The sequence below is a fragment of the Amycolatopsis sp. NPDC048633 genome, from assembly GCF_040650695.1.
Lineage (GTDB): Bacteria > Actinomycetota > Actinomycetes > Mycobacteriales > Pseudonocardiaceae > Amycolatopsis.
This window is the reverse complement of sequence record NZ_JBEZHS010000027.1, coordinates 116,124-138,761: the sequence shown is the minus strand read 5'-3', so window position 1 is coordinate 138,761 and position 22,638 is coordinate 116,124. Positions and strand designations below refer to the sequence as shown.

At 70.7% G+C, this 22,638-nt stretch carries 17 protein-coding genes; 13 read left to right on the top strand and 4 right to left on the bottom strand.

What is annotated here, in order from left to right; translation table 11 throughout:
- Positions 1-106 precede the first annotated feature (106 nt).
- Complete coding sequence (locus tag AB0C38_RS35720) at positions 107-355, bottom strand: hypothetical protein (RefSeq protein WP_360682048.1); 249 nt, start codon at positions 353-355, stop codon at positions 107-109.
- Between AB0C38_RS35720 and AB0C38_RS35715 the strand changes: the two genes are divergently transcribed.
- From AB0C38_RS35715 to AB0C38_RS35705, 3 genes are all read left to right on the top strand, one after another.
- Complete coding sequence (locus AB0C38_RS35715) at positions 348-695, top strand: hypothetical protein (RefSeq protein WP_360682046.1); 348 nt, start codon at positions 348-350, stop codon at positions 693-695. The genes AB0C38_RS35720 and AB0C38_RS35715 overlap by 8 nt on opposite strands.
- A 349-nt stretch (positions 696-1,044) precedes the next feature.
- Positions 1,045-1,848, top strand: coding sequence for a hypothetical protein (locus AB0C38_RS35710; protein WP_360682045.1), 804 nt, complete (start codon positions 1,045-1,047; stop codon positions 1,846-1,848).
- Entirely contained in the window at positions 1,845-3,602 is a 1,758-nt protein-coding gene (locus tag AB0C38_RS35705) for a serine/threonine-protein kinase (RefSeq protein ID WP_360682043.1), read from the top strand. Before AB0C38_RS35710 ends, AB0C38_RS35705 begins: the two co-directional genes overlap by 4 nt.
- On the opposite strand, the gene AB0C38_RS35700 is transcribed toward AB0C38_RS35705, so the two are convergent.
- A complete protein-coding gene (locus AB0C38_RS35700; RefSeq protein ID WP_360682041.1) occupies positions 3,580-4,002 on the bottom strand; it encodes a hypothetical protein in 423 nt (140 codons plus the stop codon). The two genes, AB0C38_RS35705 and AB0C38_RS35700, sit on opposite strands and share 23 nt — an antisense overlap.
- 281 nt (positions 4,003-4,283) lie before the next feature.
- Here AB0C38_RS35700 and AB0C38_RS35695 point away from each other — a divergent pair, with 281 nt between their 5' ends.
- The 9 genes from AB0C38_RS35695 (at position 4,284) to AB0C38_RS35655 (ending at position 14,977) form a co-directional block, all read left to right on the top strand.
- A complete protein-coding gene (locus AB0C38_RS35695) occupies positions 4,284-4,832 on the top strand; it encodes an AAA family ATPase (protein WP_360682039.1) in 549 nt (182 codons plus the stop codon).
- A 470-nt stretch (positions 4,833-5,302) separates the two neighbouring features.
- Positions 5,303-7,069, top strand: coding sequence for a glycoside hydrolase family 18 protein (locus tag AB0C38_RS35690; RefSeq protein WP_360682037.1), 1,767 nt, complete (start codon positions 5,303-5,305; stop codon positions 7,067-7,069).
- 43 nt (positions 7,070-7,112) lie between these two features.
- Positions 7,113-7,868: an IclR family transcriptional regulator gene (locus tag AB0C38_RS35685; RefSeq protein WP_360682035.1), complete on the top strand. Its 756-nt coding sequence runs from the start codon at positions 7,113-7,115 to the stop codon at positions 7,866-7,868.
- A gap of 70 nt (positions 7,869-7,938) precedes the next feature.
- Positions 7,939-9,090 (top strand): 4-hydroxybenzoate 3-monooxygenase, encoded by a 1,152-nt coding sequence (locus AB0C38_RS35680; protein WP_360682033.1) that lies wholly within the window; start codon positions 7,939-7,941, stop codon positions 9,088-9,090.
- 78 nt (positions 9,091-9,168) lie between these two features.
- On the top strand, positions 9,169-10,788 hold the full coding sequence (locus AB0C38_RS35675; protein ID WP_360682031.1) for an FAD-dependent oxidoreductase: 1,620 nt from the start codon (positions 9,169-9,171) through the stop codon (positions 10,786-10,788).
- 47 nt (positions 10,789-10,835) lie between these two features.
- Positions 10,836-11,891 (top strand): LacI family DNA-binding transcriptional regulator, encoded by a 1,056-nt coding sequence (locus AB0C38_RS35670; RefSeq protein ID WP_360682029.1) that lies wholly within the window; start codon positions 10,836-10,838, stop codon positions 11,889-11,891.
- Positions 11,892-11,986: 95 nt separating this feature from the next.
- Positions 11,987-13,279 carry a sugar ABC transporter substrate-binding protein gene (locus AB0C38_RS35665; protein ID WP_360682027.1) on the top strand — a complete coding sequence of 431 codons (1,293 nt, stop codon included), beginning with the start codon at positions 11,987-11,989 and terminating at the stop codon, positions 13,277-13,279.
- Entirely contained in the window at positions 13,276-14,160 is an 885-nt protein-coding gene (locus AB0C38_RS35660; protein WP_360682025.1) for a sugar ABC transporter permease, read from the top strand. The genes AB0C38_RS35665 and AB0C38_RS35660 overlap by 4 nt, the downstream gene beginning before the upstream one ends.
- Complete coding sequence (locus AB0C38_RS35655) at positions 14,150-14,977, top strand: carbohydrate ABC transporter permease (RefSeq protein WP_360682023.1); 828 nt, start codon at positions 14,150-14,152, stop codon at positions 14,975-14,977. Before AB0C38_RS35660 ends, AB0C38_RS35655 begins: the two co-directional genes overlap by 11 nt.
- Before the next feature lie 1,760 nt (positions 14,978-16,737).
- Here AB0C38_RS35655 and AB0C38_RS35650 read toward each other — a convergent pair.
- The gene (locus AB0C38_RS35650) at positions 16,738-18,642 is read right to left on the bottom strand and encodes a HAMP domain-containing sensor histidine kinase (protein ID WP_360682021.1); all 1,905 of its coding nucleotides are present in this window, start codon (positions 18,640-18,642) and stop codon (positions 16,738-16,740) included.
- Positions 18,632-19,327 (bottom strand): response regulator transcription factor, encoded by a 696-nt coding sequence (locus AB0C38_RS35645; protein ID WP_360682020.1) that lies wholly within the window; start codon positions 19,325-19,327, stop codon positions 18,632-18,634. The genes AB0C38_RS35650 and AB0C38_RS35645 overlap by 11 nt, the downstream gene beginning before the upstream one ends.
- Positions 19,328-19,483: 156 nt before the next feature.
- On the opposite strand from AB0C38_RS35645, the gene AB0C38_RS35640 reads away from it, so the two are divergent.
- Complete coding sequence (locus AB0C38_RS35640) at positions 19,484-22,636, top strand: GH92 family glycosyl hydrolase (protein WP_360682018.1); 3,153 nt, start codon at positions 19,484-19,486, stop codon at positions 22,634-22,636.
- Positions 22,637-22,638 lie beyond the last annotated feature (2 nt).

Below are 22,638 nucleotides of genomic sequence, written 5' to 3'. Positions count from 1 at the left end.
GGTGGTCGCATGTCGCAAGCGTCTTGCGCTCGAACACCGTCAGCAACCACGAACGATCGATGCCTATCGTGCATAGGCAGCCGGACGGCTGCATGTCAACCGGGGATCAGCGGAAGCGGATCACCGTGACGCCCGCGAGCACGAAGAAGACGAGGATGACCAGCGTCGAGGTCTGCCCGCCGGACGACCGCGTCACGACCTGGTCGACCGCGCCGGTCAGCCGCACCCCGCACTCGGCGACGACGGTGTGCCGCCCCGCCTCGATCCGCGTGAACTCGATCGGCGCGGTGAAGGCGCCGGAAGCGTCGGTGTAGGCGGAGCCGACCTCGGAGCCGTCGGAGGTCAGCGTGACCACCCGGCTCGGCTGGCAGCCCTTCCCGGACGCCGACAGCTCGTCGCCGGGCTGGACGCTCGGCCGGTCGAGCACCAGTTCACCCGGCTTCGGCTCGGTGCTGGTGGTGGCCGGGGTGCCGGGGGTGGCCGGCGTGGTGGACGACGGCGGAGTGGTCGTGGTCGTCGGCGGGGTGGTGGTCGTGGCCGGCGGGGTCGTGGTGGTGCCGGGCCTGGTCGGGCGCGTGGTCACGACCGGCGGAGTGGTGGTCGGCGGAGGCGGCGTGGTCGTGGTGACGCCGGTGACGACGAAGGTGCCACTGGCGGTTTGTTTCTGGCTCGTGCAGGTCGCGGTCACCGTGTAGGAGCCCGGCTTCGTGCCCGCGGGAACGGCGGTGGGGAACGATCCGCTGGTCGCCGGCGCCACTTTCGAACCGAGAGATGTGCCCGCCCACGAGAAATTGATGATCCGGCAGGCCGGGAAACCATTCCAGGAAATGGTAAAGGAGCTACCGGCTTTTCCTGTTGATGGTGTCAAACCAACCGAAGGCGGAACTTGTGCATTACTTATGCCGGCGAACGCCAGAAGCAGCATCGCTCCGGCGACGGCGCCGAAAAACAGCCGGACCACGAATCGCATTGGGACGTCCCTCCCCGGTGTGTGCTCGCTGTAGCATTCCGGACCAGTCGGATAACGCAAGTAGGGGATGCCCAATGGGACGTGTCATCGCGGCGGGGGTTGCGTTGGGTTTGTGCGGACTGCTGCTCGGCGCGGCGCCCGCGTCGGCCCAGTCGGCGCCGTCCGGCTCGCTCGGCGTGCAGGTGTCGATCGACCGGCGGCCGATCGCCGACGCCACGGTCCCGATCGACCCCGCTCAGCAGGTCGAGCTGCAGGTCACGGCCACCAACTCCGGCATCGCGCCGGTGAAGGTCCGCAGCGTGCGGCTCTCCGGCGTCGCGCTCGCCCTCACGTTCTTCGCCTACGACACGACCGCGCCGTTCGAAGTGCCGGCGCGGAGCTCGATCACCCGGACGTTCGTGCTGGACCTCGGCGACCTCGCCGGACAGGCGACCGGGCTGCTGCCGTCGTCGGTCGAGCTGCTCGACGCCCAGCGCGCGACGCTCGGCGAAGCGACGACGGTCGCCGACGTCCGGGGCTCCTTTTGGTCCGTCTACGGCGTCTTCGGCCTGGCGATGCTCGTGCTCACCGTCCTCGCCTGGCTGACCGCGCTGCTCGCGCTGGCCCGGCACCGCCTGGCGCCCAACCGCTGGCGCCGCGGCCTGCGGTTCCTGCCCGCCGGGTTCGGCACCGGCCTGGTCGCGGTGATCAGCCTGTCGGTGCTGCGGCTGGTCCCGCCGGAGCCGGCGATCGAGATCCCGGCGGTGCTCGGCGCCGCCGCGATCGCGTTCCTGCTCGGCTACCTGACCCCGCACCCGGCGCCGCCGGCCGCCGCGACCGCCGGCGACGGTGCCACCGTCCGGCTGCCGGTCCCGTCGACGCAGGAATTCACCCGATGAGCGCACCGGCCGAGCTGGTCGCCGCCCTGCCGCAGTACGACATCGGCGCCGAGATCGGCGAAGGCGGCATGGGTGTCGTGTTCGCCGGGACGCACCGGACGCTGGGGCGCAGCGTCGCGATCAAGCAGCTGCCCTGGGACGTGCTCAACCACACCACGACCAGCGAGCTGTTCGACCGCGAGGCCCGCGTGCTGGCCAGCCTGGACCACCCGCACATCGTGCCGGTCTACGACTACGTCCGCACCGGCCGCGAGCACCTGCTGGTGATGGAACGGCTCGACGGCGGCACGGTGCACAGCCGGTTCCACGGCGGCGGGGTCAGCGGCGAGCAGGCGTGCGCGATCGGGCTGGCGACGCTCGCCGGGCTGCACGCGGCGCACCGGGCCGGCGTGCTGCACCTCGACGTCAAGCCGCGGAACCTGCTGTTCAACCTGCAGGGCGTGGTGAAGGTGGCGGACTTCGGCATCGCGCGGGTGATCAGCGAGGGCGCCACGCTCGTCACGCACGGTGGCGAGATCCTCGGCACCCCGGCCTACATCGCGCCAGAACAGGCCATGGGCAACGCGCTGAGCCCGGCGGCCGACGTCTACGCGGCCGGCACGGTGCTCTACGAGCTGCTGTCCCGGCAGCTGCCGTTCGACAACACGCGCGGCGCGATCAGCATGATGCGCCAGCACATGTTCACCGATCCGCGGCCGATCGCGGGCGTCCCGATGCCGATCGCCGGCGTGATCATGCGCAGCCTCGCGCGTGAGCTCGACGCGCGTTATCGCGAGGCCGAGTCCTTCGCGGCCGATCTGGCCGGGGCCGCGACCGCCGTCTACGGGCCCGGCTGGCTCGAGCGCTCCGGGGTGCCGGTGCTGCACCTGACGCCGCGGGTGATCGCCGGCCTCAACTCGCCCACCGCGCCGGCGCCGCCGGGGGACGCCCGGACGCGGCCGGTCCAGCGCCCGTCGGGGCCGAACGCGACGCTGGTGGCGCCGAGCGGCTCGGGGGATCCCGCCCACGGCTCGACCGGGGGCTCGCTCGACCCCGCGTCGGATCCGGCCGCGGGCTCCCGGGCCGCGGTGCTGTGGCTGCGGCTGGCCGCGGCGGTGGCCGCGATCGTGCTGGTCGTCCTCGCGCTGCTCAACCCGGAGCGGTTGCCGCACCAGGCGTCGCCGACGTTGTTCCTCGGCACCGAGCGCGTCACGGCGCCGGTCGAAGTGGACCTCAGCAAGCCGCTGACGCTGGCCGGCACCGGCAACCCGGGTCCTGTCGCGCTCACGCTGTCCGCGGCCGGGATCCCGCTCGGCTCCGCCGAAACCGACGCGAAACCGGTGGGCAACGGCTTCACCGCGCAGCTGACGCTGCCGGCGATCGCGCGGTGGGTCGTCGGCGGCGCGGTCACGGCGACGGTGCGGACCGGGCCGGTCACGCAGACGTTCACGCTGCGCACCAGCCAGCACCCGCTGGCCAGCGCGATGGGCGCGGGCAGCCTGATCCTGGCGCTGTTCGCGCTCGCTTATCTCGAGTCCGGGCTGCGGACGATCCGCAACGGCCACCGCTGGCGCGGCGCGTCGGTCGGCGGGCCGGTGCTGGGCCTGCTGTTCGGTGCCGTGGCGTGGCTGTGCGTTTCGGTGCTGCGGGTGCACGAACCGTCGCCGGGCTTCGGCGCCGGGTGCGCGGTGGCGGGCGCTCTCGCGGCCGGGCTCGTGGTCGCGGCGGCGCGGCGCCGGGCGTCCACAGTGGTCAGTCGACCATCCGGACGGTGACGTGCGGGCTGTAGCTCTTGCGCCGGCTCCACCCGGTTTCGGCGCAGAGGCTCAGCTGGATGGCGCGGTCGGCCGGCGCCCAGTAGCCGGTGCGGACGAAGTAGCCCTCCATCGTGTTCAGCGCGCCGAGGCGCTTGCGGGCCGAACACATCTCCCAGCCCCACTGCCGCCCGGTCTTCTCGACGCCGTTGCGCCGCACGGACAGGCACGGGTTGCCGACCGCGCGGATGTCGGCGTCGCCCTCGGTGACGTAGACGACGCCGTCGATCTTGTAGAACCGGTTGTTGTCGAGCAGGGAGACCTGCCCGGAGAGCGTGACCGCGACCCGGCCACCGTCGTCACCCGTGAGCGTCCAATCGAGACAGAATTCCTGGACTGGGAGTTCCAGCGACTGGGTCATGGCGGTTTCCCCTGTTCTAGCAGTGCGTCCTTCCAGAAGATAGGGAAAATCCGGACGCCGGGAAGGGCTGCGGACGATCTTCACCCGAAGCGGTTCCGGGGCGACGAATGCCTTGCCGCGCATGGGTTTTCAGGCGACTGGGTGACTTCGCGCACGGGAGGTGACATCGCGGCGTCTCTCCGGGTGGCGCCGGCCGTACGGTCGGGTCTGCCCGGTGATCGGTCACTCTCCGTGAATTGAAGGTAAAGGAACCATTACCTTCGACGGGGCGTTGAGGGGGCATGAGCGAGCCCACGGTCATCGAGCTCGGGCCCCGCGACCTGCTCGTGGTGGCGGGCCTGCCCGGCGCGGGCAAGACGACGATGCTCAACCACGCCGCGCCCGACCTGGTGGTGCTGGATTCCGACCAGGTCCGCGCCCGCCTGGCGGCGGCGGTGCCGTTGCCGTACCGGTATTACCGGCCGGTGGTCCACGCGTGGCACCGCGCCCGGGTGGTCCGGCGGGCGCTGGCGACGGGGCCGATCGTGGTCCACGAGCCATCGACGCGGGCTTCGACCCGGGCGTTGCTGGCGCTGGTGGGCGCGGTGAGCGGCCGCCCGGTGCGGCTGTTGTTCCTGGACGTGACGGCTTCGGAGGCCTTGGCGGGGCAGCGCAGCCGGGGTCGGATCGTGCGGCCTCGGTCGTTCGCCCGGCACGTCCGGCGGGTGGGCCGGTGGCGGGAGGCGCTGCTGGCATCGCGGGTTCCGGTGGGGTGGAGCAGCGTGCAGGTGATCGACCGGGCGCGAGCGGAGCGGACGCGAGTGGTGGCCAAGCTGCTGGTGGGCTGCTGACGGGGCTGGTGTTGCGGCTTGGGTTATCGCGGCCGGTCGGCTGTGTGCCTGGGGTGGTCGGCTGACGTACCTGGGGAGTCGGCTCGCGTACCTGGAGGGTCGGCCGGGTTCCGGGCGGTCGGCTCGCGTGCCTGGCGGGTCGGCTCGTGTGCTCGGACGGTCGGCTTGCGTACCTGGAGGGTCGGTTCGCGTGCCTGGGCGGTCGGTTCGCGTACCTGGAGGGTCGGCCAGGTTCCGGGCAGCTGAAGGCCTTGGGGCTCGCCGCGCGAGTGCCGGGCTGCGGTCGGCGGGTCGGGGCGGATGGCATGAACGACTCGTTCATGCCATCTGGCGACATGAACGAGTCGTTCATGTCGCCTGAAGGCCGGGCACGAACACCTGCGCCGGCCGTCGCCGTCACCCTCGGTTGGTCTGGACATTTTACATATTGGTCTAGACAATATGGGGTATCTCCCCGACTGGAGGACCCGATGAGGCGTTCCAGACTGTCCGCAACCCTCGCCGCCTTCGTGCTCGCGCTCTCCGGTCTCGTGGCCGGTCCCGCCGAGGCGGCCAACCTCCTCGCCAACCCCGGTTTCGAGGCCGGCTCGCTCTCCGGCTGGACCTGCGCCAACGCGACCACCGTGAGCACGCCCGTGCACGGCGGCGGGTACGCCCTCGCCGGCACGCCCGTCGGCGCCGACTACGCGCAGTGTTCGCAGACCGTGTCCGTTCAGCCGAACACCACCTACACCGTCTCCGCCTGGGTGCGCGGGAACCCCGTCTACCTCGGCATCACCGGCGGCGCCTCGACCTGGTCCGGCAACTCGGGCGCCTACAACCAGCTCTCCCTCACCTTCACCACCGGCAACCAGACCTCCGCCCAGCTCTACCTCCACGGCTGGTACGGCGCCGGCACCTACTACGCAGACGACGTCGTCCTCGACGGCCCCGGCGGCAGCACCCCCGGCACGCCCGGTGCGCCGACCGCCCCGCAAACCGGCAGCGTCACGACGAATTCCATCGCCCTCAGCTGGGGCGCGGCCGCCGGGACCGTCACCGGGTACCGCGTCTACGAAGGCAGCGCCGTCGTCGCGACCGTCACCGGGACCAGCGCCACCATCAGTGGCCTGACCGCCTGCACGACCCACAGTTACGCCATCGCCGCGTACAACAGCGCCGGTGAATCACCGAAAACCTCGACGACCAGTGCAACCACCACCGGCTGCGTCGACACCGGTCTGCCGAAGCACTCGCTGATCGGCTACCTGCACGCCAGCTTCGCGAACGGCTCCGGTTACGTCCGGATGGCCGACGTCCCGGCCGCCTGGGACATCATCGACCTCGCCTTCGGGGAACCGACGTCCGTCACCTCCGGGGACATCCGCTTCAACCGCTGTCCCGTCGCCGAGTGCCCGAACGTCGAGAGCGACGCCGACTTCACCACCGCCATCAAGGCCAAGCAGGCGCAGGGCAAGAAGGTCCTGATCTCCATCGGCGGCCAGAACGGCCAGGTCCAGCTGACCACCACCGCCGCCCGCGACAAGTTCGTCAGCTCCGTCTCGGCGATCATCGACAAGTACGGCCTGAACGGGCTCGACGTCGACTTCGAGGGCCACTCGCTCTCGCTCAACGCCGGCGACACCGACTTCCGCAACCCGACGACCCCGGTGATCGTCAACCTGATCTCCGCGCTGAAGTCGCTCAAGGCCAGGTACGGCTCGGGCTTCGTGCTGACGATGGCGCCGGAGACGTTCTTCGTGCAGGTCGGCTACCAGTTCTACGGCGGCTCGGGCGCCGGTGACGCGCGGACCGGCGCGTACCTGCCGGTGATCCACGCGCTGCGGGACTCGCTGACCGTGCTGCACGTCCAGGACTACAACTCCGGCCCGGTCATGGGGCTCGACAACCAGTACCACACCATGGGCGGCGCCGAGTTCCACATCGCGATGACCGACATGCTCAAGGCCGGCTTCACCGTGGCGAACACCGGCCAGTTCTTCCCCGGGCTCCGGCCCGACCAGATCGCGGTCGGGCTGCCGGCGGCGGTCAGCGCGGGCAACGGCTACACGTCGCCCGCGGACGTCCAGACGGCGGTGAACTGCCTGGTCAAAGGCAGTGGCTGCGGTTCGTACACGCTGCGCGGCGGGACGTCGCCGGCGCTGCGCGGGCTGATGACGTGGTCGATCAACTGGGACAAGTACTACAACTGGGAGTTCCAGAACAGCCACGAGCCGTTCCTGAACTCGCTGCCGTGACGCCGGGCAGTGTGCCCCGCCCAGGTGGGGCACACTGCCTGACATGGTGAAGCGGGCGGACGGCGAGTCCGTGCTCTCGCGTGTCGTCCGCATCTTCGAGACCTTCGGGCCGGACACCCCGGCGCTGCGGGTCACCGACATCGCCCGCGGGGCCGGGCTGCACATCGCGACCGCGTCCCGGCTCGTCGAGGAGCTGGTCGGCCACGGCTGGCTGCGCCGCGACCCCGATCGGAGGATCCGCGTGGGCGTCCGGCTGTGGGAGCTCGCGTCGCGCGCGTCGCCGACGCTCGGGCTGCGCGAGGCGGCGATGCCGTTCATGGAGGACCTGCACGCCGTCGTCGGGCACCACACCCAGCTCGCCGTGCTGGAGGACCGCGAGGTGCTCTTCGTCGAGCGGTTGTCGGCGCCGGGCGCGGTCGTCAACGTGACGCGGGTGGCCGGGCGGCTGCCGCTGCACGCGTCGTCGTCCGGGCTGGTCCTGCTCGCCCACGCGCCTGCCGACCTGCAGGAACAAGTGCTGGCGGGCCCGCTGGAAGCGTTCCGGCGGACGACGCTGACCGAGCCGGCGCGGCTGCGGCGGTTCCTCGCCGACGTGCGGCGCGACGGCTACGCGTTCTGCGCCGGCTTCATCGACGAGGAGACGACGGGGATCGCCGTGCCGCTGCGGGGGTCGGGCGGGGACGTCGTCGCGGCGCTGTCGGTGATCGTGCCCAACGACCGGGACGCGCGGATGCAGATCCCGGCGTTGCGTGCCGCGGCGCGCGGGGTCTCGCGGGCGATGGGGAATTCCTCTCACTGAATGAGAGTCCGGTGGTGGGCGCCGGGCCGGCCGGAGGATGCTCGGACTCTCCGCGTGAAAGGACGTTCCCGTGCGCACCCAGGTCGTCATCGTCGGCGCCGGCCCGGCCGGGCTGCTGCTGTCCCACCTGCTCGGGCTCGAAGGCATCGAGTCGGTGCTGGTCGAACGGCAGACCGCCGAGCACGTCCAGGCTCGCATCCGCGCGGGCATGCTCGAGGCGGGCACGGTCGAGCTGTTGCGGTCGGTCGGGCTCGGCGACCGGCTCGACGTCGAAGGCATGGAACACCGCGGCATCCACCTGCAGTGGCCCGGCGAACGGCACCACCTGGACTTCGTCGACCTCGTCGGCCGGTCGGTGACGATCTACGGGCAGACCGAAATCACCAAGGACCTCATGGTGGCGCGGGAAAAGGCGGGCCACCCGGCGTACTACTCGACGTCGGACCTCGCCGTGCACGACGTCACCGAGCGGCCGTACGTGACCTTTGTGGACTCCTCGGGTAAGCCGCAGCGGGTCGACGCGGACGTCGTCGTCGGCTGCGACGGGTTCCACGGGCCGAGCCGGTTGTCGATCCCGTCGCCTGAAGTCGGGGAGCGGACGTATCCGTTCGCGTGGCTGGGGGTGCTGGCCGACGTCGCGCCGTCGTCGGACGAGCTGATCTACGCCTGGCACCCGGACGGCTTCGCGATGCACAGCATGCGCTCGCCGCGGGTGAGCCGGTTCTACCTGCAGGTGGCGCCGGACGAGGACATCGAGCAGTGGAGCGACGACCGGATCTGGACGGCGCTGTCGACGCGGTTGGGCTTGTCCGGATGGACGCTGCAGACCGGGACGATCACGGAGAAGAGCGTGCTGCCGATGCGCAGCTTCGTCTCGACGCCGATGCGGCACGGAAACCTCTACCTGGCCGGGGATGCCGCGCACATCGTCCCGCCGACGGGGGCGAAGGGGCTGAACCTGGCGGTGGCGGACGTCGGCCTGCTGGCACGCGCGCTGACGGCGTCGTTCCGCGGTGACGACTCGCTTGCTGACGCGTACTCCGAGACGGCACTCCGACGGGTCTGGCGCTGCACGCACTTCTCGTGGTGGATGACGTCGATGCTGCACCGCCACGGTGACGACTTCGACGTCCAGCTCCAGCTCGCCCAGCTCCGCCGCACGGTGAGCTCGGAAGCCGCGGCGACCGAGCTGGCCGACAACTACTCGGGTCTGCCCCTGTAGCCGCTCTTGACGTCCGGACCCCGCCGAGTGCACCATACCCGCGTAGTAATTCGAATTATCAGCGCCGGGGAAGGCTTCATGAGGGAACTGGACACGGAGATTCTGGTGGTCGGCGGGGGACTCGGCGGGGTCGCCGCCGCGCTGGCCGCGGCGGATCACGGCCGCCGGGTCGTGCTCACCGAGGAGACCGGCTGGCTCGGCGGCCAGCTCACCGCCCAAGCCGTGCCGCCGGACGAGAACCCCTGGATCGAACGGTTCGGCTCCACCCGCACCTACCGCGACCTGCGCGCCGGCATCCGCGACCACTACCGCCGTCACTACCCGCTGCGGGCCGAGGCGGCCAAGCGCGCCGAACTCAACCCCGGCGCGGGACGGGTCAGCAAGCTCTGCCACGAACCCCGCGTGGCGCTGGCGGTCATCGAAGCCATGCTCGCGCCGCACGTCAGCGCGGGGCGGATCCACGTCCTGCGCAACCACCGCCCGGTCGAGGCGCACACCACCGGGGACCGCGTCGACGCCGTGGTCCTCGAAAGCGGCGAAGACAAAGTCACCGTCAAAGCCCGGTACGTCCTCGACGCCACCGAGAACGGCGACCTCCTGCCGCTCACCGGCACCGAGCACGTCACCGGCGCCGAAGCCCGAAGCGACCACGACGAACCTCACGCGCCCGAAAAAGCCGACCCGGCCAACCTGCAGGGTTTCACCTACTGCTTCGCGGTTTCCCACCACGAAGGCGAAAACCACGTCATCGACCGGCCGGAGATGTACGGCTTCTGGCGTGACTACCAGCCGGACTTCTGGCCCGGTCCGCTGCTCGGCTTCGTCGCGCCCGACCCCCGGACGCTCGAGCCGGTGAAACGCACGTTCGTCCCCAACCCGCCCGGCGACCCCCTGGCCGTGTCAGCCGACCAGAGCGCCGACGCCGGGGACAAGGAACTGTGGGCCTTCCGCCGCATCCTTGCCCGGAACCTCCACACCGACGGCGCCTTCGACTCCGACATCACGCTCGTCAACTGGCCGCTCAACGACTACTGGCTCAAGCCCGCGTTCACGATCCCCGGCCACACCACCGAAACGGACGTGAAAACGGCACACCACGAAGCCAAGCAGCTGAGCCTGTCCGTCCTGTACTGGCTGCAGACCGAAGCGCCCCGCGCGGACGGCGGCACCGGCTTCCCCGGCCTCAAGCTCCGCCCCGACGTCACCGACACGAAGGACGGCCTCGCGAAGTCCGCGTACGTCCGCGAAGCGCGGCGAATCAAGGCCGTCACGACCGTCACCGAGCACGACGTCTCGGCCGAGATCCTCGGCGTCGACGGCCGCGTCCGCCGTGAGGACGCCGTCGGGGTCGGGAGCTACCGGATCGACCTGCACCCGTCGACCGCCGGGGACAACTACATCGACGTCGCGAGCGTGCCCTACGAGATCCCGCTGGGTGCGCTGCTGCCGATCACGAAGGTCAACCTCCTGCCGGCGGGCAAGAACATCGGCACCACGCACATCACCAACGGCTGCTTCCGGCTGCACCCGGTCGAGTGGAACATCGGCGAGGTCGCGGGGCTGCTCGCCGCGTTCGCCGTGCGCGAGGGCGTCGAGCCACGAGCGGTGCAGGCCGACGGCCGGCTCTTCGAGGACTTCGCCAGCGTGCTGGATGCCGCCGGGGTGGAGCGCCGGTGGCCGGAAGTGCGGGGGTACTGACGTGCCGCCGGTAAGGTCTGACCGACACGTGCGGGAGGGAGTCACGGATGACGGCGGGTTCGGGCCGGGTCACGCAGGCCCAGGTGGCGCGCCTGGCCGGCGTCTCGCAGGCCGTCGTGTCCATGGTGCTCAACGGCTCCGACAGCCTGCGCATCACCCCGGAGACCCGCGACCGCGTGCAGCAGGTGCTCCGCGAGACCGGGTACACCGTGGACATCATGGGCCGGCGGCTCCGCGGCAAGTCCAACCAGATCCTCGGCGTCTTCACCTACGAGTCGGTGTTCCCGTCCGGGGTGGCCGACTTCTACCGGCCGTTCCTGCTCGGCATCGAGGAGGAGGCCGAGGCGCAGGGCTTCGACCTGCTCCTGTTCACCAGCGGTGGCCGCCGCGACGGGCGCCGCCGCATCTACGACCAGGGCACGAACCGGCTGCGCATCGCCGACGGCTCGATCCTGCTGGGCCGGCACAACGACCCGCAGGAGCTCGCGCAGCTCGTCGAGGAGCAGTTCCCGTTCGTGTTCGTCGGCCGCCGCGAGTCGCCGACCGGGCCGATCAGCTACGTCGGCGCCGACTACGTCGCGGCCACCCGTGAGGTCCACGAGTGGCTGTGGGGGCTCGGGCACCGCAAGATCGGGCTGCTGAGCGTCACCGAGGAGAACGAGCCGACGCTCGACCGCCGCACCGGCTACGAAGCGGCGGCGCGCAAGCACCGCCGGCCGCCGCTGGTGTTCCTGGCCGACGACCCGGCACTCGCGTTGCGGCAGGCGCTCGACGAGGGTGTCACCGCGCTGCTCGTCGAGAGCTCGGCGATGGCCGACGGCATCCTGGCGTGCGCGCACGACCTCGGCTTGGCCGTGCCCGCGGACCTTTCGCTCGTCGTGCTGGGCGACGCCGACCCGTCGCAGCAGCCGTCGGCGCACGCGGTGCCGAGCACACCCACCGACTGGTCGATGTTCCGCATCCCGCGCCACGAGATGGGTGCGCACGCGGTGCGCGTCCTGGTCGAGCTGCTGGCGGATCCGAAGCCCCGGCAGCTGGTGCTGCCGTGCACGTTCCACGAGGGTGCCACCGCGGCCGCACCCTCCACAGTGCACATTCGGTAATACAGTGCACACTCGATAACTAGGCGAATCGGCTGTTGACAGCTGCTGAACGAGACGTTTACCGTCGCTGCTAATTCGAATAACCAGGAGGCATTGTGGCCTACCAGAGAGCCCGGCTGCTCATCGCCGCGGCGTTGTCCGCCGTCGCGCTGGCCTCGACCGCCTGCTCGGGCGGCGCCGGCGACGACCAGAACATCGCACTGCGCATGACGGTCTGGACCACGGACAAGAACCAGCTCGCCCTCTTCGACTCCATCGCCGCCGAGTACCGCAAGGCCCACCCGGAGGTCGCGTCGGTCAAGTTCGACGTCGTCCCGGGCGACACGAGCGCCTACTCGGCCGCGCTCACCACCCAGCTCTCCGGCGGAAACCCGCCCGACCTGGCGTGGATCCTCGAGCGCGACGCCCCCGACTTCGTGCAGTCCGGTGCCCTCACCGACCTGAAGCCCACTTTGGACAAGACCGCCGGTTACAACGCTGGTGAGCTGGTGCCGTCGGCGACGAAGCTGTGGACCAAGGACAGCGGCCTGTACGCCTACCCGTTCTCGACGTCGCCGTTCGGCATGTTCTACAACAAGAACCTGCTCACCCAGGCGGGGGTCACCGAGACGCCGGACCAGCTGCTCGCGAGTGGACGGTGGACCTGGGACGCCGCCAAGCAGATCGCCACCCAGGTCGCCGCCCGCGACACCGGCAAGGCCGGCCTGGTCGTCCGCGAGTTCGAGTACAAGCAGTGGGTGCTGCTGGCCTCGGTGTGGCGCGGCTTCGGCGCCGACGCGTGGGGCCCGGACGGCAAGACCTGCGGGTTCGCCACGCCGGAGATGACGTCCGCGATGACGTTCCTGCACCAGGCGATCTTCACGGACAAGGCGCTGCCGGGTCCGGGCACGACGGCGGACTTCTTCGCCGGCGAGTCCGGCCTGACCATCGCGCAGATCAGCCGCGCCGGGCTGCTCAAGGCCAAGCCGTTCGAGTGGGGCATCGTCCCGCTGCCCGCCGGGCCGAAGGCGAACGCGCAGGTGATCGGGCAGGCCGGGATCGGCGTCCCGGTGAAGGGCAAGCACGCCAAGGCCGCCGCGGACTTCCTCGCGTTCTTCACCGACCCGGCCAACTCGGCGAAGCTCGGCCAGTACTTCCCGCCGGCCCGCGACAGCCTGCTCAACGCGGCGACCCTCGCCAAGGCGAACCCGCTGTTCAGCCAGGAGCAGCTGCAGAACGTCGTGGTCAACGGGATCAAGACCGGCGCGGTCCTGCCGTCGCACACCGGGAGCGCGCGGATCGCGTCGCTCGTCCAGTCCGCTTTGGACCCGATGTGGAAGCCGGACGCGAACGTGCCCGCCGCGCTGGCCGGCGTCTGCCAGGCGATCGACCCGGCGCTGAGCCAATGACCCTGACGGCGAGGCGACGGGACGCACTGGCGGGGTGGATCTTCATCACCCCGCAGCTGCTGGGCTTCCTCGCCTTCGTGGTGGCGCCGCTCGCCGCGGTGGTCTGGTACAGCTTCCAGGACGTCAACCTGCTGGCCGGGACGTCGGTGTTCGCCGGCGCGGACAACTACGCGAAGCTCTTCGACGACCCGACCGCGCCGAAGGTCGCCCGCGCGACGGCGATCTTCTGCGTCGGCCTGGTCGTGCTGAACCTGGCGCTCGCGCTGTCGCTCGCGTTGCTGCTCAACCTGAAGCTGCGTGGGACCACGGTGTTCCGGACGGTCTTCTTCTCGCCGGTGGTCGTCACGCTCGTCGCGTGGACGATCGTGTGGAACTTCCTCCTGCAGGACAACGGCGGGATCAACGCGCTGCTGCAGACCATCGGCGTCGACGGCCCGAACTGGCTGCGCGGCAACGGCACCGCGATGTTGTCGGTGATCGTCGTGCAGGTGCTGAAGAACGTCGGGCTCAACATGGTGCTGTTCCTGGCCGCGCTGCAGGGCATCCCGGCGTCCATCATGGAAGCGTCGCAATTGGACGGTGCCGGGCCGTGGCGGCGGTTCCGCTCGGTGATCCTGCCGATGATCAGCCCGACGACGCTGCTGACGGCGATCATCACCGTCGCCGGCGCGCTGCAGGTGTTCGCGCAGATCCAGGTGCTGACCCTCGGCGGGCCCGCGGACAGCACCAACGTCCTGGTGTTCTACTTCTACCAGCAGGCTTTCGCCAACCACGACCTCGGCTACGGCTCCGCGCTGGCCGTCGTGCTGTTCCTCGTCATCCTCGTGCTCACGCTGCTGCAGTGGCGGATGCGGAAGCGGTGGGTGTTCCATGAGTCGTAGGGCCAAGATCGCCTGCTACGTCGTGATGGTCGTGCTGGCCGTGCCGTTCGTGTTCCCCACCTGGTGGATGATCACGGCGTCGCTGCTGCCGGCCAACGAGGTGCTCGCGTACCCGCCGAAGCTGTTCCCGGCGTCGCCGCAGTGGGAGAACTACAAGACGGCGTTCACCGACTTCCCGTTGGCGCAGCAGTACTTCAACAGCCTGTACATCGCCGTGCTCGTCACGCTCGGCACGATGTTCTTCTCCTCGCTCGCCGGCTACGCGTTCGCCCGCATCCGGTTCCGCGGCGAGAAGGTGTTCGGGCTGATCCTCATCGGGCTGATGGTGCCCAGCGAGGTCACGATCATCCCGCTGTTCCGGCTGGTCGACGACCTCGGGCTGACCAACACGCACTGGCCGCTGATCGTCGTGCCGATCTTCGGCGCGCCGAGCGTGCTGGCGACGTTCGTGATGCGGCAGTTCTTCATCACGATCCCGGGCGAGCTGGAGGAGGCCGGGCGGCTCGACGGGCTTTCGCGGTTCGGGCTCTACCGGCGCGTCGCCCTGCCGATCGCCAAGCCCGCGTTGGCCGCGGTCGCGATCTTCACGTTCCTCAACACGTGGAACTTCTTCCTGGAACCGCTGGTCTACCTGACCGACAAGAGCATGTTCACGCTGCCGGTGGCGCTGACGCAGTACGTCGACGTCTACGGCGGCCACCTCTGGAACGTCCAGCTCGCCGCCGCGACCACCACGGTCGTGCCGGTCCTGGTCGTCTTCATCATCGCGCAGCGCCAGTTCGTCGAAGGGCTCGCCCAGAGCGGCCTCAAAGGCTAGTGCTGTCGAACTGCTGGGAGGCAGTCGTGATCGAACGCAGGATATTCCTCGGTGGTGCCGCAGCCGCCGCACTGCTCGGCTTGGCGGGCGCCCGGGCGGCGTCCGCGTCCGTGCCACCACCGGCCGGGCCGTACCCGCCGCTGGCCCCGCTCCCGCCCGGCGCGCCGAACCGGCGGCTGTTCACGCCGCTGGAGCAGCGCTTCGCGCCCTACCTCGCCATTTTGCCGGGCATTGTCAACGATGTCAGCACCGATGCCGCCACGCTGGGGTTCTTCGGCGGCGGCTGGTGGCGGACGCCGAGCGAGCCGTACAACGCCCGCGTCCAGGAGCACGTCTACACGCTGAGCTGGTTCTACGCGAACCGGCGGCCGTGGAACCCGTACTACCTGGACGCCGCCCTGCGGAACCGGCTCGAAGCGGCGATCGTCCACTACCTGAACCTGCAGCACGCCGACGGCTCGTTCCCGGAGTACTCGATCACCGAGAAGTCCAAGGCTGCCACCGGGTTCGGCCTCGGCTACCTCGCCAAGACCCTGGCCAACCTGCGCCAGGTCAACGCGCTGCCCGCCCGGCGCAGGGAGCTGGAAGCCTCGCTGCACCAGGGCATGACGTGGTTCCTCGACCCGGCCAACCCGATCTGGGCGCATCCCATCGAGTACGCCAACCAGAACACGTCCGGGCTGGCGTCGTCGCAGCTGGCGCTCAAGCTGAACCCGGACGCCGCGCTGGCCAGGAAGCTGCACGACCGGATCGAGTTCCTCGCGGCGAACGGCCAGAGCCCGGCCGGGTTCTTCTACGAGCCGACCGGGATGGACGTCAACTACAACTTCGAGGTGATGCTCCCGGAGCTCGCCGAGATCTACGCGCTCACCCGCAACCGCACGGTCGTCGGGATGGCCCGGAAGTTCGCGGACTGGTTCGGTTACAACGTCGTCCGCGAACCGGACGGCTCGGGCTCGCTCACCTACGTCGCCACGTCGAGCCGGACGCACGTCTCCTACTACGACGACGTGATCCCGGACCCCGACCGGACCAACCTGGCCTCGCTGTTCGTGCCGGAGGTCCCGGACCTGGCCGCGTTCTTCACCACCCGCGAAGACCGGGCCGAGACGCGCAGGCAGTGGGCGAGGACGCCCGGGCCGGCGATCGGACCGGCCAAACAGGACACCTCGCCGCGCATCCTGGCGCACGTGTCCTACGGCGAGGCTTTCCCTTCGCACGGCGAGAAGCAGGCGTCGATCCGGCAGCTCCCGTACCTGCGTTCGACCGACTTCGCCGTCCAGCGCCGGGACGACGGGCTGAACCAGACCTACGTCTACGTGCGGCGGCCGCAGCTGTACCTGGCCGGGTTCTGGGGCACGCGGCCGTCGACCTACGTGCGGGGCGCGCAGGGCATGCTGTGGCACCCGCGGGCCGGCATGGTCGTCCACTCGCAACAGGACGACACGCAGTGCTGGGCCAGCCTGCTCCCGAACGGCAGCCCGGACGCCCGCGGCCTCCTGGACGCGACGTACTCCATCGGTGACCGCGCGTGGGACGGCAGCCGGAAGGTGCCCGGCTCGGCGCCGGTCGTCGTCCGGTACGGCCTGGACAGCCGCATCCGGACGGACTTGACGATCACGCGCGACACCGTCACCCGCGCGGTCCGGGGCACGACGTCGCTGACCGAGCAGGTCCCGCTGGTCCTGCACCCGGACGACGACGTGCGGTTCTCCGACGGCACGCCGGTCTCCTACGGTGCCGACGCAAGCGCGACCGCGTCAGGGCTGACGATCCGCCGCGGCGGCACGACGATCACCCTCGGCTGGGGCACGTCCCTGAGCGCGACCGTCACCGCCACCGCCGTCACCTTCCTCCGCGACGGCGCCCGGCGGCTGCACGTCCTGCGCGTCCCGCACCCCGGCACCCTCACCACGCAGATCCGGCTTCGGTAGCCGGACGGTGAACGTCGACCCGATGTCCACTTCGGACTCGACGTCGATGGTGCCGCCGTGCGCCTGGACGAGGTGCCGCACGATGGCGAGGCCGAGCCCGCTGCCGCCGGTCTGGCGGCTGCGGGACTTCTCGGCCCGCCAGAAGCGGTCGAACACGTGGGGCAGGTCTTCGGCGGCGATGCCGGTGCCGGTGTCCGCGACGGCGATCACCACTTCGTCCACAGTGGACGAAACGTGGATCGTCACGCGGCCGCCGGCCGGCGTGTGCCGGACCGCGTTGGTGACCAGGTTGGAGACGATCTGGCGCAGGCGCAGCGGGTCGGCCTCGAGCCCCGTTTCGCCGTGGGGCGACACGGTGAGCGTGACGCCGGCCGCGGCGGCCCGGTCGGCGTGCGCGGCGGCGACGTGACCGGCCAGCTCGGCCGCGTCCACCGGCTCCGGGTGCAGCCGTAGCCGGCCGGCGTCGGCGGCGGCGAGGTCCTGCAGGTCCTCGACGATGTGCTGCAGCAGCACGGTTTCCTCGAGCAGCGACGTCGACAGCGCCCGGTCGAACGGCAGGTGGCCGTCCTCGGCGGCTTCCAGCCGGCCGCGGATGACGTTGAGCGGGTTGCGCAGCTCGTGGGCGATGTCGCTGACCATCGCCTTGCGCTGCTCCTCGATGCGTTCGCGGCGGGCGGTGAGGTCGTTGAAGGCGGCGGCGAGGTAGCCGACCTCGTCGCGGGACTTGACCGGCGCCGGCCGGTCCTGCTTCGCCGCCTCCGTCAACGCGCGCAGCGGCCGGGACAGGCGCCGCGCGACCAGCACCGTGATCGCGGCCGCCGCCACCAGGACGCCGCCGGTCACGGCGAGGATCCGGGTGAGGTTCTCCTGCGACAGCGTGAACGTCGGCAGCTGCGACCCGCCCGGGCCGAGCGTGAAGAGCAGCGCGGGCGGCGCGACGAACGGCGTGAGCTGCTCGCGGCGGGCCGAGTCGAGGCAACCCTGGCTCGCCCGCTGGTCGAGGCTCCCGAGCACTTCGAGGTCGAGGCCCAGTTTCACCGGGTCCGCCCCCTGGGTCTGCAGGCAGTGGTTCACGGCCTCGTTGAGGCTGTCGAGCGCGGCCTGCTCGGTCGGGGTCGGCACCGCCAGCTCGTAGATCCCGCACTTGGCCGCGAAGTAGCGGACGCTGAGCGGGTCGGTCCCGGTGAGCTGCGCCCGCCCGCTCGGCGACTCCCGCACCTGGCCGTCGATGCCCATCGACTCGAGGCAGGCGACGGCCTTCTTGGCCAGGTCGGCGGTGTCCGCGCGTTCCTTCGGCAGCAGCCGGAACGGGCCCACCGCGCGCGGGTCGATGCCGCTGGTCCCGGCCTGGGGCAGCAGGACCGGGTCGACGTGCAGCGGGTCGACCGACGCGGTCGCCTTCACCGGCAGGGTGACCGGCGCGCCGCCGGAGTCGCCGAGGACGCGGCGGTCGAGGGTGGTCAGCACGATCCGCCGGCCGGTCTGCTCCGAGAGCGTCTTCAGCTTCGGCCCGACCTGGTCCCAGGTGTGGTTGGCCGCCGCGAAGCCGAGCACCTCGGTGTAGATGGTCGCGTCGCCGGAGAGCGCCTGGCCCTGCTCCTGCTGGATCGCGCGGGTGGTGGTCTGCACGGCGAGCCACGCGGTCGCGGCGATCGAGCCCAGCGCGATCAGCAGCGAGACCGCCGTCAGCCGGACGACGAGACTGCGTCTACGGGGGAAGCTACGCGTCATCGTCCGCCGTCAGCTTGTACCCCACGCCGAACACGGTCCGCAGGTAGACGGGGTTCTGCGGGTCCGGCTCGAGCTTCTTGCGCAGGTTGAGCACGTGGACGTCGATGATCCGGGTGCTGACGAACCGGTCGTCGCCGCGGGTGAGCTCCAGCAGCTGCCGGCGGGTGAACACCCGGCCCGGCTGCCGGATCAGCGTCTCGAGCAGCTGGAACTCGCCCGGCGTCGTCTCCACCGGGCGGCCGCCGACCGACACCTCGTGCCGCACCGGGTCGAGCCGCAGCGCACCGGCGCGCAACGCCGTGTCGGGTGGCTCGTTGCGCGTGGCCGTCCGCCGCAGCAGCGTCCGGACGCGGGCCATCAGCTCGCGCGGGCTGTACGGCTTGGTCAGGTAGTCGTCGGCGCCCAGATCGAGGCCGAGCAGCAGGTCGTCCTCGGTCGCGCGGGCGGTGAGCATCAGCACCGCGACGTCGGACTCGCCGCGCAGGATCCGGCAGACGTCGAGGCCGTCGACCTTGGGCATCATCACGTCGAGGACCAGCAGGTCGGGGCGGTCGCGGCGGGCCTCGTCGAGCGCCGCCCGGCCGTCCGGGGCCAGCACGACGGTGTGACCCTCGCTTTCGAGGTAGAGCCGGAGGACCTCGGCCTGCTTCTCGTCGTCCTCGGCGACCAGTACACGTGCGCACACCGCGTCGAGGTTAGGCGCCCTGACACGGTCGCCACCCGATCCTGACCGGATCTTCATACCTCCGGGCACGAGCCAGGTCTTTGTCAAAGTGTTGACCCGGGCCGGTCCGCAGGCAAAGGTCGGATGAAATGGTCGGCGTCGATCGGGAGGCACCCGGTGCGGTTCAGGTTCATGGCGGCTCTCGTGACGACGGCGGTGATCGGGGTGCCCGCCGTCGCTTCGGCCGCCCCGACAACGATGTCACCCGGTGCTCCGCTGGTCAGCGACCCATCGGCGTACGTCGACCCGCTGATCGGGACCGGCAGCGGCGGCAGTTCGGTCGGCGAAATCAACAACTTCCCCGGTCCGGCGACGCCGTTCGGGATGATGCAGTTCTCGCCGGACACCCAGGGCGCGTACGCCGGCTACCAGTACCACAGTGATCAGATCCGAGGTTTCAGCCTCGATCACGCCTCGGTCGGCTGCAACGCGTTCGGCGACGTGCCGATCCTGCCGGTCACCGGCGACGTCGGCAGTGCGCCCTGGGACCGCGTCGAGCACTTCACCCACGACGACGAGCAGGCCGAGCCGGGCTACTACGCCGTGACGCTCGCCGACTCGAAGGTCCGGGCCGAGCTGACCGCGACGACCCGCACCGGGCTCGCCGCGTTCACCTTCCCGGCGGGGGCGAACGCGCAGGTCCTGGTCAAGGGTGGTGCGAGCCTCGCCGGGAACTCCGCTGCCACGCTGAAGATCACCGGCGACCGCGAGGTGAGCGGCTCGGCCACCACCGGCAACTTCTGCGGCAAGCCGAACAAGTACACCGTCTACTACGACATCACCTTCGACCAGCCGTTCACCGCGCACGGCACCTGGGACGGCTCGTCGGTGAAGCCGGACACCGACAGCGTCGACTCGCCCAAGGCCGGCGCGTACCTGACGTTCGGCGCGCAGAGCGTGGTGCACGCCAAGGTCTCGATGTCCTATGTGGGCGTCGACGGCGCGAAGGCCAACGCCGCCGCGGAAGTCCCGGGCTTCGACTTCGGCGCCGTCCGGAAGTCCACTCGGGACAAGTGGACGCAGGCGCTGGGCAAGATCCGGGTCGCGGGCAAGGACACCGCGCAGCTCAAGACGTTCTACACCTTCCTGTACCACTCGCTGATGCACCCGAACACGTTCGACGACGCCGACGGGCGCTACATCGGCTTCGACGACCAGATCCGGACGTTGCCGAAGGGGCGGCACCAGTACGCGAACTTCTCCGACTGGGACACCTACCGCTCGCTCGCGCCGCTGCAGGCGATGCTGTTCCCGAGGGAAGCCAGCGACATGGCGCAGTCGCTGACGAACGACGCCGTGCAGGGCGGCTGGTGGCCGCGCTGGCCGATGGCGAACGACTACACCGGCCAGATGACCGGCGACAGCTCGGTCGCGCTGATCTCCAACCTCTACGCGTTCGGTGCGCGGGACTTCGACGTCAAGACGGCACTGAAGTACCTGGTCAAGGGCGCGACTTCGGTGGACAACACCCCCGGCGCGTACCAGGAACGCAAGGGCATCGCGGACTACGTCGCCCGCGGGTACATGCCGAACAACGACGCCTCGCGCGGCGACCACGCCCGTGTCGGCGCGTCGATCACCCTGGAGTGGGCGATCGACGACTTCGCCATCGCGCAGTTCGCCCAGGGCATCGGCGACCGGGACGTCGCCCGCGAGTTCACCAAGCGCGGCCAGAACTGGCAGAACATCTTTAACCCGGCCACGGGGTATCTGCAGCCTCGCGCGCAGGATGGCCGCTTCCCGGACGGCCCGGCGTACGTGCCGCCGCCGCCCGGCAAGTTCGGCCAGGACGGCTTCGACGAGGGCAACGCCGCGCAGTACACCTGGCTGGTGCCGCAGAACCCGGCCGGGCTGGTGACGGCGATGGGCGGGCCCGCCGCTACGGCGTCCCGGTTGGACACCTTCTTCCAGAAGCTGAACGTCGGCCCGAACGAGCCGTACATGTGGGCCGGCAACGAGCCCGACTTCGGCGTCCCGTTCCTGTACAACCACGTCGGGCAGCCGTGGAAGACGCAGCAGGTGGTCCGCGAGATCGCCACGACGCTGTTCAGCGCGACCCCGGACGGCGAGCCGGGCAACGACGACCTCGGCGCGCAGTCGTCGTGGTACGTCTGGGCGGCGCTCGGCATCTACCCCGGGACCCCGGGGACGCCGGACCTGGTCGTGCACAGCCCGCTGTTCGAGCGGGCCGTGGTGTCGCTCCCGAAGGGACGGACGATCGACATCCACGCGCCCAAGGCGTCTTCGGGCACACCGTACGTCCACGATCTGTCGCTCAACGGCCGTGACTGGGACCGCACGTACCTGCCCGCGAACACGGTCCGCGACGGCGCCCGGCTGGACTTCTCCCTGCAGTCCACTCCGGACAAGCGGTGGGCGGCGAACTCGGCGCCGCCGTCCTACCAGGACAACGAGAAGCCGTTCCTGATGTCGGCGACCAACCAGGTCGTCGTCGAGCCGGGCACGTCGGGCGAGGCCACGGTGAGCGGGCAGCGGCTCGGCGGGCACGACCGCACGCTGGACGTCACGACGCAGGCGCCGGCCGGGCTGAAGGTCACGGGCCCGCGGCAGCTCCGGCTCGACGACCGGACCGGCAGCGGCACGGCGAAGCTGACGATCGCGGTGGCCGCCGGGACACCCGAGGGCTACTACCAGGTGCCGGTGACGGTCCGCGGTGGCGGGACGTCGGTGCCGGGGTCGGTGATCGTGCTGGTCGCGCCGAAGAGCGGGCTCGCGGCGGCGTACTCGAACGTCGGCATCTCCGACGACGGCGACGCCGGTTCGGCCGACATCGACGGCGCCGGGAACAGCTTGTCCCGGCAGTCCCTGGCCGCGGCCGGCTTGGTCGGCGGGCAGCCTGCTCAGGCGGCGGGGACGACGTTCACCTGGCCAGCAGCACCGGCCGGACGTCCGGACAACGTCGTCCCGGCCGGGCAGACGATCCGGCTCTCCGGAACCCGGCTGTCGTTCATCGGCACGGCGTCGAACGGTGACCACCGCGCTTCGGCGACGGTCACCTTCACCGACGGCACGACCGGCCAGGCGGACCTGTCGTTCGGCGACTGGGTGTTCCCGGGCGGCGGCAACGATCCGGTGTTCGGCAACACGCTCGTCGCGCGCGCCGACCACCGCAACCAGCCGGGCGGCCAGGGCGGCGGAGCGTCGATCTACGCGACGGCGCCGTTCGAGGCACCGGCCGGGAAGCAGATCGCCTCGGTCACGCTGCCTTCCGACCCGAACCTGCACGTGTTCGCGATCGGCCTCGGTTGAGC

Excerpts from the sequence above, each read along its gene's own strand:
- AB0C38_RS35660 (WP_360682025.1), top strand. The coding sequence starts at position 13,276 with ATGACCCTGACGGCGAGGCGACGGGACGCACTGGCGGGGTGGATCTTC.
- AB0C38_RS35670 (WP_360682029.1), top strand. The coding sequence starts at position 10,836 with ATGACGGCGGGTTCGGGCCGGGTCACGCAGGCCCAGGTGGCGCGCCTG.
- AB0C38_RS35690 (WP_360682037.1), top strand. The coding sequence starts at position 5,303 with ATGAGGCGTTCCAGACTGTCCGCAACCCTCGCCGCCTTCGTGCTCGCG.
- AB0C38_RS35655 (WP_360682023.1), top strand. The coding sequence starts at position 14,150 with ATGAGTCGTAGGGCCAAGATCGCCTGCTACGTCGTGATGGTCGTGCTG.
- AB0C38_RS35705 (WP_360682043.1), top strand. The coding sequence starts at position 1,845 with ATGAGCGCACCGGCCGAGCTGGTCGCCGCCCTGCCGCAGTACGACATC.
- AB0C38_RS35695 (WP_360682039.1), top strand. The coding sequence starts at position 4,284 with ATGAGCGAGCCCACGGTCATCGAGCTCGGGCCCCGCGACCTGCTCGTG.
- AB0C38_RS35710 (WP_360682045.1), top strand. The coding sequence starts at position 1,045 with ATGGGACGTGTCATCGCGGCGGGGGTTGCGTTGGGTTTGTGCGGACTG.
- AB0C38_RS35650 (WP_360682021.1), bottom strand. The coding sequence starts at position 18,642 with ATGACGCGTAGCTTCCCCCGTAGACGCAGTCTCGTCGTCCGGCTGACG.
- AB0C38_RS35675 (WP_360682031.1), top strand. The coding sequence starts at position 9,169 with ATGAGGGAACTGGACACGGAGATTCTGGTGGTCGGCGGGGGACTCGGC.
- AB0C38_RS35685 (WP_360682035.1), top strand. The coding sequence starts at position 7,113 with ATGGTGAAGCGGGCGGACGGCGAGTCCGTGCTCTCGCGTGTCGTCCGC.
- AB0C38_RS35700 (WP_360682041.1), bottom strand. The coding sequence starts at position 4,002 with ATGACCCAGTCGCTGGAACTCCCAGTCCAGGAATTCTGTCTCGATTGG.